The 12,590-nt window shown below is 67.2% G+C and carries 11 protein-coding genes; 8 read left to right on the top strand and 3 right to left on the bottom strand.

Translation table 11 applies throughout. The annotated features are described in order from the left end of the window. Window positions 1-15 precede the first annotated feature (15 nt). Window positions 16-411, top strand: a complete 396-nt coding sequence (gene rplQ / locus F813_RS0109520) for a 50S ribosomal protein L17 (RefSeq protein ID WP_017926375.1) — start codon at window positions 16-18, stop codon at window positions 409-411. An 85-nt stretch (window positions 412-496) separates the two neighbouring features. Here rplQ and uvrA read toward each other — a convergent pair whose 3' ends face one another. Further along, window positions 497-3,346 carry an excinuclease ABC subunit UvrA gene (gene uvrA / locus F813_RS0109515; protein WP_017926374.1) on the bottom strand — a complete coding sequence of 950 codons (2,850 nt, stop codon included), beginning with the start codon at window positions 3,344-3,346 and terminating at the stop codon, window positions 497-499. Window positions 3,347-3,515: 169 nt separating this feature from the next. On the opposite strand from uvrA, the gene F813_RS0109510 reads away from it, so the two are divergent. The 7 genes from F813_RS0109510 (at window position 3,516) to lnt (ending at window position 11,097) form a co-directional block, all read left to right on the top strand. Beyond that, a complete protein-coding gene (locus tag F813_RS0109510; protein ID WP_017926373.1) occupies window positions 3,516-4,904 on the top strand; it encodes an MFS transporter in 1,389 nt (462 codons plus the stop codon). 390 nt (window positions 4,905-5,294) lie between these two features. Then, the gene (gene ssb, locus F813_RS0109505) at window positions 5,295-5,777 is read left to right on the top strand and encodes a single-stranded DNA-binding protein (protein WP_012983503.1); all 483 of its coding nucleotides are present in this window, start codon (window positions 5,295-5,297) and stop codon (window positions 5,775-5,777) included. A 36-nt stretch (window positions 5,778-5,813) separates the two neighbouring features. Continuing rightward, on the top strand, window positions 5,814-7,166 hold the full coding sequence (gene miaB, locus F813_RS13640) for a tRNA (N6-isopentenyl adenosine(37)-C2)-methylthiotransferase MiaB (RefSeq protein WP_012983502.1): 1,353 nt from the start codon (window positions 5,814-5,816) through the stop codon (window positions 7,164-7,166). Between the two features lie 3 nt (window positions 7,167-7,169). Further along, window positions 7,170-8,165, top strand: coding sequence for a PhoH family protein (locus F813_RS0109495; RefSeq protein ID WP_012983501.1), 996 nt, complete (start codon window positions 7,170-7,172; stop codon window positions 8,163-8,165). Further along, window positions 8,152-8,667 (top strand): rRNA maturation RNase YbeY, encoded by a 516-nt coding sequence (ybeY, locus tag F813_RS0109490; protein ID WP_017926371.1) that lies wholly within the window; start codon window positions 8,152-8,154, stop codon window positions 8,665-8,667. Before F813_RS0109495 ends, ybeY begins: the two co-directional genes overlap by 14 nt. Beyond that, a complete protein-coding gene (locus F813_RS0109485) occupies window positions 8,660-9,595 on the top strand; it encodes an HlyC/CorC family transporter (RefSeq protein WP_017926370.1) in 936 nt (311 codons plus the stop codon). The genes ybeY and F813_RS0109485 overlap by 8 nt, the downstream gene beginning before the upstream one ends. Beyond that, window positions 9,595-11,097: an apolipoprotein N-acyltransferase gene (gene lnt / locus F813_RS0109480; protein ID WP_017926369.1), complete on the top strand. Its 1,503-nt coding sequence runs from the start codon at window positions 9,595-9,597 to the stop codon at window positions 11,095-11,097. Before F813_RS0109485 ends, lnt begins: the two co-directional genes overlap by 1 nt. A gap of 6 nt (window positions 11,098-11,103) precedes the next feature. Here lnt and F813_RS0109475 read toward each other — a convergent pair whose 3' ends face one another. Both F813_RS0109475 and F813_RS0109470 read right to left on the bottom strand, forming a co-directional pair. Next, complete coding sequence (locus F813_RS0109475; protein WP_012983497.1) at window positions 11,104-11,649, bottom strand: zinc ribbon-containing protein; 546 nt, start codon at window positions 11,647-11,649, stop codon at window positions 11,104-11,106. A gap of 59 nt (window positions 11,650-11,708) precedes the next feature. Continuing rightward, window positions 11,709-12,563, bottom strand: coding sequence for a DUF2189 domain-containing protein (locus F813_RS0109470; protein ID WP_012983496.1), 855 nt, complete (start codon window positions 12,561-12,563; stop codon window positions 11,709-11,711). Between the last annotated feature and the right edge of the window lie 27 nt (window positions 12,564-12,590).

Below are 12,590 nucleotides of genomic sequence, written 5' to 3'. Positions count from 1 at the left end.
CAGAGGAAATCTCTCATGCGTCATCGTCATTCCGGCCGTCAGCTGGGCCGTAACAGCTCGCACCGCAAGGCCACCTTTCAGGCCCTGTCCGTGGCCCTGTTCCGGCACGAACTGATCAAGACCACGCTGCCGAAGGCCAAGGAGCTGCGGCGTGTGGCCGAGCCGCTGATCACCCTCGCGAAGGAAGACAGCGTGCACGGTCGCCGTACCGCGTTCGCCCGCCTGCGTGACAAGGAGATCGTGGGCAAGCTGTTCAACGAACTGGGTCCGCGCTACGAGGGTCGTCCGGGCGGCTATCTGCGCATCCTGAAGTGCGGCAATCGCGCAGGCGACAACGCGCCGATGGCGTATGTCGAGCTGGTCGACCGGCCGGAGCCGAGCGCGGATCAGGAGAATGGCGAAGCGGCCTGATCGAGTACGGCACGCCCGTTAAAAAGCCGGCCTTCTGGGCCGGCTTTTTTGCGTCTGGGGGCAGGCCCCGGCCTGAACCGAACGATCAGGCGGAAGCGGCGCTCCTTTGCTGCGTCCCCAGCAAAGGAGCGAGGAAGCGCCCCGTGTGGCTGCTTGGAGTGCCAGCCACCGCCTCGGGCGTGCCCGCGACGAGCAGCTCGCCACCACCGCTACCGCCCTCCGGTCCAATGTCGATCAGCCAATCGGCGGTCTTGATCACGTCGAGGTTGTGCTCGATCACGACGATCGTGTTGCCGTGGTCGCGCAGGCGGTGGAGCACCCGCAAGAGCTGGGCGATGTCCTCGAAGTGCAGGCCCGTCGTGGGCTCGTCGAGGATGTACAGGGTGCGGCCGGTATCGCGTTTGGACAGCTCGCGTGCGAGCTTGATGCGCTGGGCCTCGCCACCGGACAACGTGGTGGCGTTCTGACCGAGCTGGATGTAGGACAGCCCGACCTCCATCAGCATCTCGAGCTTGCGATGGATCACGGGGACCGGCTGGAAGAACTCCAGGGCCTCCTCGACGGTCATCTCCAGCACTTCGTGGATGCTCTTGCCCTTGTACCGGACCTCCAGGGTCTCGCGGTTGTAGCGCTTGCCCTTGCAGACGTCGCAGGGGACGAAGACATCCGGAAGAAAGTGCATCTCCACCTTGATCACGCCATCTCCCTGGCAGGCCTCGCAGCGGCCGCCGCGCACGTTGAACGAGAAGCGCCCTGGCTTGTAGCCGCGCGAGCGGGCCTCGGCGGTGGCGGCAAACAGCTCGCGGATCGGGGTGAACAGGCCGGTGTAGGTCGCCGGGTTCGAGCGCGGCGTGCGGCCGATCGGACTCTGGTCGATGTCGACGACCTTGTCGATCAGTTCGAGGCCGTCGATGCGCTCGTGCGGCGCGATCGTGTGGCGCCCACCATGCAGGGCCACGGCGACGGCCGGGTAGAGCGTGTTGTTGACCAGGGTCGACTTGCCGGAGCCCGAGACCCCGGTGACGCAGGTCAGCAGGCCCGTGGGAAACGCGAAGTCTCCGCCCTTCAGGTTGTTGCCGCGCGCGCCGATCACGCGGATCTCGCGTTCGGGGTCCGGTTCGGTGCGCTTCTCCGGGACGGCGATCGCGCGCGTACCGGTGAGATAGGCCCCAGTCAGGGAGTCCGGTGTGCGGGCCACCTCGTCCGGGGTGCCGGCGGCCACGATCCGGCCGCCATGGCGGCCCGCACCGGGGCCGATGTCGACGACATGATCCGCCGCGCGAATCGCATCCTCGTCGTGCTCCACGACCACCACGGTGTTGCCGAGGTCCCGCAGGTGACACAAAGTCTTCAACAGTCGTTCGTTGTCGCGCTGGTGCAGGCCGATCGAGGGTTCGTCGAGGATGTACATCACCCCTACCAGGGCCGACCCGATCTGGGAGGCCAGCCGGATGCGCTGGGCCTCGCCGCCGGACAGGGTGTCGGCTGAGCGGTCCAGGGTCAGGTAGTCGAGCCCGACATCGTTCAGGAAGCCCAGGCGTGCCCCGATCTCGCGCACGATCTTCTCCGCGATCTGGGCGAAGCGGCCCGGCAGGCGCAGCTCGGCGAAGAAGGCCCGTGCGTCGGCCACGCTCATGTGCGTGACCTCGGGCAGTGTCAGGTCATTGACGAACACATGACGCGCCGCGGAGTTCAGCCGCGTGCCGTGGCATTCGGGGCAGGCCTGTTCGGCCAGATAGCGCCCTAGCTCCTCGCGTACGGCGGCGGAGTCGGTCTCGCGGTAGCGCCGCTCCAGATTCGGGATCACCCCTTCAAACACGCGCTCGTCGGTACGCAGGCGGCCATTCGCGGCCGGCGTCGACAGCTTGACCTTCTCCTTGCCGGAGCCGTGCAGCACCACGGCGCGGACCTCGGCCGGCAGCTCCTGCCACGGCGTCTCGACGTCAAAGCCGTAATGCCGGGCCAGGCTGTTCAGCAGGCTGAAGTACCAGGCATTGCGTCGGTCCCAGCCGCGCACCGCACCGCCGGCCAGACTCAGTTCCGGTTGCGAGACGACCCGTTCCGGGTCGAAGTACTGGCGCACGCCGAGGCCGTCACAGGTGGGGCAGGCACCGGCCGGGTTGTTGAACGAGAACAGCCGGGGCTCCAGCTCGCGCAGCGCATAGCCACAGACGGGGCAGGCATAGCGCGCCGAAAAGATCATGGGCTCGCGTTCGGGCTCGTCCATCCAGGCGATCAGCGCCAGCCCGTCGGCCAGTTCGGTCGCCGTCTCGAAGGACTCGGCCAGGCGGCTCCGCAGGTCCTCGCGGACCTTGAAGCGGTCAATCACGATCTCGATGTTGTGCTTGCGCTTCGGGTCCAGCGCGGGCAAGGCGTCGAGGTCGTGGATCTCGCCGTTGATGCGGGCGCGCAGGTACCCCTGGGCGCGCATGGACTCCAGCAGCTTGTGGTGCTCGCCCTTGCGTCCGCGCACGATCGGGGCCAGCAGCATCACCTTCTCGCCCTCGGGAAGATCCAGCACCTGATCCACCATCTGCGAGATGGTCTGGGCCGCCAGGGTCTCACCGTGTTCGGGGCAGCGCGGCTCGCCCGCGCGCGCGAACAGCAGGCGCAGGTAGTCGTAGATCTCGGTGATGGTGCCGACGGTGGAACGCGGGTTGTGCGAGGTGCTCTTCTGCTCGATGGAGATCGCCGGGGAGAGCCCCTCGATCTGATCCACGTCCGGCTTTTCCATCATCGACAGGAACTGGCGGGCGTAGGTGGACAGGCTCTCCACGTAGCGGCGTTGTCCCTCGGCAAACAGGGTGTCGAAGGCCAGCGACGACTTGCCGGAGCCGGACACGCCCGTGATCACGATCAGCCGGTCGCGCGGCAGGTCGAGATCAATGTTCTTCAGGTTGTGGGTGCGGGCCCCGCGGATGCTGATGCTGTCCATGGATCGGTATCGACTCCACCTGGTTGTGCGAGGGGCGCCCGACAGACTGCGTCAGGGCGCAAACCGCTCATAGTAACACTGCGGCGATCGCCGCCATGGTTTCCGTGGCGTTGTTGCCGGTAAACTCGGCACGCATGACAGCCTGTCCTTACCTGCGGATTCCACCGGCATGACGCCCCGCGAGCTGCGCGCGACCTCCGGGCTCGCGGCCATCTATGGCGTGCGCATGGCCGGTCTCTTCATGGTGCTGCCGGTGTTCATGCTGCACCTGGACACGCTCGCGGGTGCCACGCCGTTCCTGATGGGGCTGGCGCTGGGGATCTACGGGCTGACCCAGGCCCTGCTGCAGATCCCGTTCGGGCTGTTGTCCGATCGGCTGGGGCGCAAGCCGTTGATCCTCGGCGGGCTCGTGCTCTTCGTGCTCGGGAGTCTGGTCGCGGCCCTGGCGGAGACCGTGCACGGGGTAATCCTGGGGCGGGCGCTGCAGGGCGCCGGGGCGGTGGCCGCGGTGATCCTGGCGCTGACCGCCGATCTGGTGGGCGAGGAGCGGCGCATGCGCGCGCTCGCGGTGATCGGACTGACCATCGGGCTGACCTTTACCGCCTCGATGGCGCTGGGGCCGGTGGTGGATCGCGCGGCCGGGTTGAGCGGCGTCTTCGGCCTGTCCGCATTGCTCGGGGTGCTGGCGATCGTGATCCTGCTGTTCTGGGTGCCCAACCCGGAGCGCGCGCGGCAGCACCCGGACATGGTCCCCATCTGGTCCGCGCTGCCGCAGGTGCTGCGCGAACCGGAGCTGCTGCGCCTGAACGTCGGCATCTTCGTGCTGCATCTGGTGCTGGCGGCCAATTTTCTCGTGATCCCGCTGTTGCTGGTCGAGTATCTGGGACTGGCCGGAGCCGAGCACTGGCGCTTTTATGTCCCGGTGCTGCTGGCGGGGTTTGCCCTGATGCTCCCGGGGATCATCCTGGGCGAGCGCCGCCGGCGCGTGCATACGGTGATGCGGGGAGCGATCGCCTCGCTGGCGCTGGTCCAGCTCCTGCTGGCGCTGGTGTTTCTCAATGGTATGGGCATGTGGTTCTTTGTGGCCCTGATGGTGGTGTTTTTCGCCGCGTTCAACCTGCTGGAGGCAGGGCTGCCGTCGCTGGTGGCCCGCGAGGCGCCGGTCGCGCACAAGGGGACGGCGATGGGTGGCTTCGCCACTGCGCAGTTTCTGGGTATTTTCGCCGGAGGGTTGCTGGGGGGCGGCGTCCTGACACTGGCGGGGCCCGCCAGTGTGTTTCTTGCCGCCGTACCGTTGTTGTTGATCTGGTTTGTGGTCGCCTGGCGCATGCAGCCGCGCTACCGATCCAACCGTGTACTGGGGGTTCCTGCCCACTGGGCGGGTCGCGAGGCCGAACTGCGCTATGCGCTGGTGGGTTGGCCCGGCATCGTGGAGGTGGCGCTGTCACCCGATGCACGCTCGCTGTACCTCAAGGTCGACCCTGGCGGGCCGGATACGGAGGCCCTGGTGGCCTGGCTGGCGCAGCCCCCCGATGTGGTCGCCGCACGCGGGGGGTGAGCGGTGTCACCGGTGTTTGAGGCAATACCGCAAACGGGCGCTGCCGGCCGGCGGACGCCCTGCTACAATTAAAGAAACACTGACCAATGTACGCGCTCGCTGCTTCGTCGCTTTTGCGTGCGTTTAATGCGCGGTGACTGCCGTGCAGTCATTCTGCACAAGGGAGCCGCAACGCCGTTCCCACGCAAAAGCGGCCGAGCCCCTTCGGGGTTGGCACCCTAGGTTCCCCGATCCTGCATTGCGCCGCTTGCGGGTAGAACCACTACCCGCTGCACGACGCGCCTTGTCTCGGACAACCTGGGGTACCAGCGCGAGCGTGTACATTGATCAGTGTTTCCTTAACGGTTCGTTTCCCGCGCCCTGCAAAGGCGTCAGACACAAGGAGTTCCCATGGCCCGCGGCGTCAACAAAGTCATCCTGCTCGGCAACCTCGGGGCCGACCCGGAAAAGCGCGAGACCCCCAACGGGGTTACCGTGACCAATCTGCGTCTGGCCACCTCGGAGCAGTGGACCGACAAGAACTCCGGCGAGAAGCGCGAGAACACCGAATGGCACCGCGTGGTGATGTTCGGGCGTCTGGCCGATATCGCCGCGCAGTACCTGTCCAAGGGCTCGCAGGTCTACATCGAAGGCAAGATCCAGACGCGCAAGTGGCAGGACCAGTCCGGCAATGACCGCTACAGCACCGAGATCGTGGCCAACGACATGCAGCTGATCGGCGGCCGCGGGGGCAGCGGCGGTGGCGGCGGGTTCGACCAGGATCCGGGCTATGGCGGCGGCAGTTCCTACGGCGGCGGTGGCCAACAGGGCGGCAACCGCAGCAGCGCCCCGGTCTCCGGCGGCGCCTTCGATGACGACGACGTCCCGTTCTGAGAAGTACCTGACGTCCACCAACACAAGTACGCACGCATGATTCGCAAGGTATACATCCAGACACACGGGTGTCAGATGAACGAGTACGACTCCGACCGCATGCTCGACGCCCTGCGCGAGCTGCACGGGGCGGAGCGTACCGATGACCCCGAGCAGGCTGATGTCTTGCTGATGAATACCTGCTCCATCCGCGAGAAGGCACAGGAGAAGGTGTTCTCGCTGCTGGGGCGCTGGCGGCAGATCAAGGAGCGCCGACCCGAGGTGATCATCGGGGTTGGCGGCTGTGTGGCCAGCCAGGAGGGCGATGCCCTGCGCGAACGGGCCCCGTACGTGGATCTGGTGTTCGGCCCGCAGACGCTGCACCGCCTGCCGGCGATGATCCAGTCGGTGCGCCGCGAGCGGGCGCCGGTGGTGGATATCTCCTTCCCCGAGATCGAGAAGTTCGACCGTCTGCCCGAGCCGAAGGCCGATGGCCCGACCGCGTTCGTCTCGGTGATGGAGGGCTGTTCCAAGTACTGCAGCTTCTGCGTGGTGCCCTATACCCGCGGCGACGAGATCAGCCGGCCGTTCGACGACGTGATCGCCGAGGTCGTGGCGCTGGCCGGGCAGGGGGTCAAGGAGATCAACCTGCTGGGGCAGAATGTGAATGCCTACCGCGGGCCGATGGAGGACGGTGATACCGCCGACCTCGCCCTGCTGATCCACTATGTCGCCGCGGTGGACGGGATCGAGCGCATCCGCTTCACCACCTCGCACCCGGTGGAGTTCTCCGATTCGCTGATCCAGGCCTATGCCGACGAGCCCAAGCTGGTCGGCCACCTGCACCTGCCGGTACAGAGCGGTTCCGACCGCATCCTGGCGCAGATGAAGCGCGGCCACACGATCCTGGAATACAAGTCCAAGATCCGCCGCCTGCGCGAGGCGCGCCCGGATCTGGACCTGTCCTCCGACTTCATCGTCGGCTTCCCCGGCGAGACGGATGCCGACCACGCGGCGACCATGAAGCTGATCGAGGAGCTGCATTTCGACTTCTCCTTCAGCTTCATCTACAGCGCCCGCCCGGGCACGCCGGCGGCCTCGCTGCCGGACGACGTGCCGCTGGCCACCAAGAAGGCCCGCCTGGCCGAGCTACAGGCCCTGATCGAGCAGCACGGGCGCGAGCGCAACCAGGCCATGGTCGGCAACATCGAGCCCGTGCTGGTCGAGGGCCCGGCCAAACGCAATCCCGGCGAACTGGCCGCACGTACGGCGAACAACCGCATCGTGAACTTTGCGGGCGACCCCAGCCTGATCGGACAGATGATCCCGGTCGAGATCACCGAGGCCCTGGCGCATTCCCTGCGCGGCCGTGCGGTCGAGCGGGCGATGCCCGCCGCCGTCGGCGCCTGATTGATGAGCAACCGTCTGGATTTCACCCTCGAGCCGGGGGACCAGGAGACGCTGGCGCGTCTGTCCGGTCCGCTGGATGCCCATCTGCGCCTGATCGAGTCGCGCCTGGGTGTGGCGGTGCACAACCGTGGACCGCGCTTCAACCTGACCGGGCCAAAGGCCGCGGTGCAGGCTGCCGGCGCGCTGATTCACGACCTCCACCGCATGGCGCAGGAGGAACCGGTCAGCCTGGAACAGGTGCACGCCGCGTTGCAGACCGCGCATATGGAAGGGCTGGCGGAGGCCGAGCCGGCCGCAGCCGATCCCGCCCTGCGCCTGAAGCGCGCGGTGATCCGGGGCCGTGGTCCGCGCCAGAGCGGCTACCTGGCCTCGATCCAGCAGCATGACCTGAGCTTCGGGATCGGACCCGCCGGGACCGGCAAGACCTTTCTCGCGGTCGCCGCCGCTGTCGCGGCGCTGGAGCAGGACCGCGTGCAGCGCCTGGTGCTGGTGCGTCCGGCGGTGGAGGCGGGCGAGCGCCTGGGCTTCCTGCCCGGCGATCTCGCGCAGAAGATCGATCCCTACCTGCGGCCGATGTACGACGCCCTGTACGAACTGATGGGCTTCGACCAGACCGCACGCCTGATGGAGCGTCAGGTGATCGAGGTGGCCCCGCTGGCCTACATGCGCGGGCGCACGCTGAACGAGGCCTTCATCATCCTCGACGAGGCACAGAACACCACCGTCGAGCAGATGAAGATGTTCCTCACCCGCATCGGCTTTGGTTCCACGGCGGTCGTCAACGGCGATATCACCCAGGTGGATCTGCCGCGCGGCCAGCGCTCGGGTCTGAAACACGCGATGCAGATCCTGCAGGGTGTGGAGGGTGTGAGCATTACGCAGTTCCAGGCTGGCGACGTGGTGCGCCACCCGCTGGTGCAGCGCATCGTCGAGGCCTACGACGCACACGAGGATGACGCGGCGCAGGAGGGCGGACCCCGAGGCGATGGCGACGCTTGAGGTCGTGGTTCAGTATGCCCTGCCGCGCCGGGGGCTCCCGTCCGCTGCTACCCTGCACCGGGCCGCGCGCGCCGCATGGCGTGGGACCGGCCGGGCCGACGTAGCCCTGCGCGTGGTGGATGCCGACGAGGGCCTGGAACTGAACCGGGGCTTTCGCGGGCGCGACTACGCCACCAACGTACTGTCCTTCCCCGCCCCCGATCTGCCTCCGATGGCGGCGGGCGAGCCGCGCTATCTCGGTGATATCGTGCTCTGCGCACCGGTACTGGCGCGTGAGGCGGCCGAACAGGGCAAGTCCCTGCGGGCCCATTACAGTCACATGGTGGTGCATGGCCTGCTGCATCTGCAGGGCATGGATCACCAGGAATCCGGCGAGGCCGAGGCGATGGAGGCCGTTGAGCGCTCGATCCTGGCCGGGTTAGGCTATCCCGACCCCTATCAGACCGGCTCTCCGGCCCGTGACCCAAGCGCGCCCGCCACCGGAACTGTCCCCAATGGCTGAACCCGTACCCGACGAGCAACCTACCTGGCGGCGTTGGCTGGAGCGCGCGAAGACGCGCCTGTGGCCGCGCCGCGATCCTGCCACCCGGCGCGAACTGATCGAGACGCTGCGCGACGCGCACGGTCGCGAGCTGGTCGATCCCGAGGCCCTGACCATGCTCGAGGGCGTGCTCAACGTGGCCGACATGCAGGTGCGAGACATCATGATCCCGCGTGCGCAGATGGAGGTGGTGCGTCGTGACGCCAGGCTGTCCGAGTTCCTGCCCGACGTGGTCGCTTCCGCCCACTCGCGCCTGCCGGTGGTCGGGGACCACCGCGACGAGGTCGTCGGCGTCCTGCTGGCCAAGGACCTGCTGCGTTTCTTCGGCGAGCCCGACGATGCCGCCTTCGACATGCAGGAGATCCTGCGCCCGGCGGTGTTCGTGCCCGAGAGCAAGCGCTTGAACGTTTTGCTGAAGGAGTTCCGCCTGAGCCGCAATCATATGGCGATCGTGGTGGACGAGTACGGTGGCGTGGCCGGGCTGGTGACCATCGAGGATGTGCTGGAACAGATCGTCGGCGAGATCGAGGACGAACACGACGTCGAGGACTACCTCACCCAGATCATGCAGCACCCCGGCGGGCGCTACACCATCAAGGCGCTGACGCCGATGGAAGAGTTCAACGCTTACTTCCAGACTGCCTACAGCGAGGATGACTTCGACACCATTGGCGGGCTGGTGCTGTCGCACTTTGGCCATGTGCCGCGCCGCGGCGAGCAGATCGTGATCGACGGGATGCGCTTTCGCGTGCTGCGCGCGGACAACCGCCGCCTGCATCTGCTGGAGATGCGCCTGCCGGAGCCCGACGTGGCCCCGGCCTCGGATGACCCGGGCCAGACCTTCGAGGGCCAGCCGGCCGACGGCGGCGGCGAGCACAAGGGGGCCTGATGCAGCCACTGGCCGAGCGTCTGCCCGCCTGGGCCATTGCAGTGCTGGCCCTGGTCGCCGGGGCGGGGGCGACCCTCGCCTTTGCCCCGGTCGGCTGGTTTCTGGCCGCGCCCCTGGGCCTGGCCGTCTGGTTTGGCCTGCTGATCGACGCACCGACGCGGCAGGCCGCCTGGACTGGCTATGCCTTCGGGCTCGGGTTCTTCGGGACCGGCGTGACCTGGATTTTCAACAGCCTGCTGGTGTTCGGGCAGGCCCCCCTGGTCGTGGCCTCGTTCATCACGGTGCTCTTCGTGCTGGTGATGGCCCTTTATCCGGCCCTGCTCGCAGGGGTTGCCGCGCGCTTTCTGCCGCTGACGCGACCTGCCGGTCTGCTGGCCCTGGCCGGCGGCGTGGTGCTGATGGAGCTGGCCCGGTCCTGGCTGTTTTCGGGCTTCCCGTGGCTGCTGTTCGGGCACACGGTGCTGGATACCCCGCTGCAGGGCTGGCTGCCTCTGGCCGGGGAGCTGGGTGCCGGCCTGATGGTCGCGTTGCTGGCCGTGGCGGTGGTCAGCGTGTTCCTGTCCGGGCAGCGCTGGCTGGGCGCGGGGCTGGCGGTGGCGGTGGTCATCGCGTCCGTGGTGCTGGGGCTCGTGCGCTGGGTGGAGCCCACCGGAGAGGAGATCCCGGTGGCGATGGTGCAGGGCAACATCGACCAGGCGCGCAAGTGGGCCCCGGACGGCATCGAGTATTCGCTGGACATCTATCAGGAGCTGACCCGCGAGGCCGCCGGGGATGCCTTGGTCGTCTGGCCGGAGACCGCGATTCCCGCTTTCTACACCGAGGTGCACCGGCCCCTGGAAGGCATCGCAAGCGAGCTGGCCGAGGCCGGTGGCGAGCTGGTGGTGGGGATCTTCGACTACGAGGCCGAGGGGCGGGATGTCTTCAACTCGGTGGTGCACGTCGGCAGTGGCGCGGGTTACAACAAGCGTCAGCTGGTGCCCTTTGGCGAGTACATCCCGCTGCGCGACCGCCTGGCCTGGCTGGACCGGTTGCTGCAGATTCCGATGTCGGATCTCTCCCCGGGCAGGGGCGATGGCCGCATGGAGATGGCCGGGACGACCGCCGGGGTCAGTATCTGCTACGAGTCCGCCTATGCCCGTCACATCCGCGCGGCCTTGCCGGAGGCCGGATTTCTGGTCAATGTCTCCAACGACGCCTGGTTCGGCGACAGCCTGGCCCCGGCCCAGCACCTGCAGATCGCCCGGGTGCGGGCGGTGGAGACTGGGCGCCCGATGGTGCGCTCAACCAATACGGGCATCTCGGCGCTGATCGATGCCGACGGCGGTATCCTGGAGCGTTCGGGGCTTTTCACCCGCGAGGTGGTCCGCGGGACGTTGGAACCGCGCACCGGGCTGACCCCCGCCGCCGCGCTGGGTGAGGGCCCGGCGGTGCTGGCCGCGCTGGTCCTGGTGGTGCTGGGTGCGGCGGTGGGTCGCCGCCGCACTCCGCCACCGTCGGTCTGACGGCCCTTAGGCCTCTGCGGCCTCGGGGCCGCCCGGGCCGCGGCGGAAGGTCGTATTGTGGCAGTTGGAGCAGGGCGGGATGCGCGCGACCTTGGTCATGTGCAGCGCGTGGCCGCACTTCTTGCACAACAGCTCGCCGGGGCCGGTGATCTCGCCGGTGTGCCATTCGCCCATCACCTGGGCGCGGGCGGTCAGCTCGGTGATCTCGATGCGGGTCCTGTCGGCGATGCGCTCCAGCGCATTGAGAACGCTGGCCTCGATCAGCCCGAGATCGATCCGCAGCCAGCCGCGCCAGTCCTCGCTGCGGCTGTCCAGATAGGCCCCCAAGTCCTGCAGGTCGCGGCGCAGATAGTCCATGACCTCGTGCGCCTCTTCGCGCGTGAGGTCGCTGGCCTTCTGTACGCGGTCGCGGGCGTTTTCCAGTGTCTCGGTGATCGCCTTGCTGGTCTTGTCTTCCAGCTTCTCGAGGTCCTCGGTGACCTCGTGCAGCATCCGGTGGTAGGCGCTGCTCAACCGGTTCTCGCGTTCCTCGTCCCTGCGTTCTTCGCTCATCGATTCCTCCGTCGATTGCTGGGAAGGGGCGGATGCCCCTCCCCAGGATTAGAGCCTTTTTACGCAGTTTCGACCAGATCCCGGTAGCCGTGCCACATCGCAAAGCCGAGCCACGGGAAGATCACGATCAGTGCCAGCAGGGCGGTGGCCACCGAGATTGCGAACAGGGCGGTAATGATCAGCCCCCAGAGGATCAGCGTGCCCCGGTTGTGGCTGAAGGCCTTCAGGCTCATCCCGATCGCGTCAATCAGCGTGGTCTGCGGGGCCTCCTCGCGGGCACGATGATCGATCATGGCGGGCAAGGTGACGAGGCTCAGCACGAAGACAATGAGCCCGAACACCACGGCGGCCACAATCACGCCGATCAGGGAGATAATCCCGGAGCCCGTGGTCAGCATGGTGCCCACCAGGTGATGCAGCTGCCCGGTCACGCCCAGTTCGCCGATATTCAGCACGGCGATCCACATCCAGACAAAGCTTGCCCAGATGACGAAGATCAGGGCCAGGAGCAGGGCGAACACCCAGACCGAGCCTCCCAGATGGGTAAGCCAGCCCAGCCCAGCACCCGTGGAATGCCCCTGTTCGCGTTCCATCGCCAGGTAGTTCACGCCGACGGCGAGCACCGGCCCCAGAAACAGGAAACCGGCCAGGAAGGAAAAGGCCATCCAGGGCTGGTTCCATGACATTCCCAGCAGCACCAGGCCGACGATCGCGATCACCAGACCGTGTATCAGGGCCACGGGGGTTTTCCAGAGGTCTCGCCAGCCCTTGCCCAGCCAGGTCCCGAGATGGTCGGGTTCCACCGTGCGTATCGCGGGACTCTCGGTCTCGGGTGTGTGTTCCCTTTCGACTTCGCCCAGATCTTCGGGGTAGGCGCGTTTTACAACGGGGATTTCGTCCTTTTCCTCACTCATGTCCTCAACTCCTTGGGACTTTTTTCG

The organism is Thioalkalivibrio sp. HL-Eb18, from assembly GCF_000364985.1.
In the GTDB taxonomy this organism is placed as follows: Bacteria; Pseudomonadota; Gammaproteobacteria; order Ectothiorhodospirales; family Ectothiorhodospiraceae; genus Thioalkalivibrio.
Note: the sequence above shows the minus strand (reverse complement) of the source record. Positions and strands in the feature narration are given on the sequence as shown.

Coding starts and splice junctions, on each gene's coding strand:
- F813_RS0109475 (WP_012983497.1), bottom strand. CDS start 11,649: ATGAGCGAAGAACGCAGGGACGAGGAACGCGAGAACCGGTTGAGCAGC.
- rplQ (WP_017926375.1), top strand. CDS start 16: ATGCGTCATCGTCATTCCGGCCGTCAGCTGGGCCGTAACAGCTCGCAC.
- F813_RS0109470 (WP_012983496.1), bottom strand. CDS start 12,563: ATGAGTGAGGAAAAGGACGAAATCCCCGTTGTAAAACGCGCCTACCCC.
- miaB (WP_012983502.1), top strand. CDS start 5,814: ATGATTCGCAAGGTATACATCCAGACACACGGGTGTCAGATGAACGAG.
- F813_RS0109485 (WP_017926370.1), top strand. CDS start 8,660: ATGGCTGAACCCGTACCCGACGAGCAACCTACCTGGCGGCGTTGGCTG.
- F813_RS0109510 (WP_017926373.1), top strand. CDS start 3,516: ATGACGCCCCGCGAGCTGCGCGCGACCTCCGGGCTCGCGGCCATCTAT.
- lnt (WP_017926369.1), top strand. CDS start 9,595: ATGCAGCCACTGGCCGAGCGTCTGCCCGCCTGGGCCATTGCAGTGCTG.
- uvrA (WP_017926374.1), bottom strand. CDS start 3,346: ATGGACAGCATCAGCATCCGCGGGGCCCGCACCCACAACCTGAAGAAC.
- F813_RS0109495 (WP_012983501.1), top strand. CDS start 7,170: ATGAGCAACCGTCTGGATTTCACCCTCGAGCCGGGGGACCAGGAGACG.
- ybeY (WP_017926371.1), top strand. CDS start 8,152: ATGGCGACGCTTGAGGTCGTGGTTCAGTATGCCCTGCCGCGCCGGGGG.
- ssb (WP_012983503.1), top strand. CDS start 5,295: ATGGCCCGCGGCGTCAACAAAGTCATCCTGCTCGGCAACCTCGGGGCC.